This window comes from Halomicronema sp. CCY15110 (assembly GCF_016888165.1).
Lineage (GTDB): Bacteria > Cyanobacteriota > Cyanobacteriia > Phormidesmidales > Phormidesmidaceae > Halomicronema.
The window spans coordinates 1-257 of the sequence record NZ_JACSWC010000078.1 but is presented as its reverse complement, the minus strand read 5'-3'; the positions used below and the strand labels follow the sequence as shown (position 1 = coordinate 257).

At 56.4% G+C, this 257-nt stretch carries 1 protein-coding gene; it reads right to left on the bottom strand.

What is annotated here, in order from left to right; genetic code table 11:
- The coding region (locus JUK32_RS00920; protein WP_305037822.1) for a proton-conducting transporter membrane subunit at nucleotides 1-257 on the bottom strand (257 nt) is incomplete at both ends.

Below are 257 nucleotides of genomic sequence, written 5' to 3'. Positions count from 1 at the left end.
TCGAACATGAGGGCAAAGCGGGCCAGGGGATAAATGCCCGACTTCACCACCACCCCCGACAACATGGCCGACACGGGAGTTTCTGATTCGGAGTGGGTGAGCGGTAGCCAAAGACCCGATACAAAAATGCCGCCCTTAGTCAGTAAGCCGACAAAAATCAGGGCGATCGCATCCATCGGGGCATCCGCCAGGGCCGTGAACGCAAAGGATTGCGTTTGTTGATACACCAATGCCGCCCCCAGCAGGAAAAACAGCAT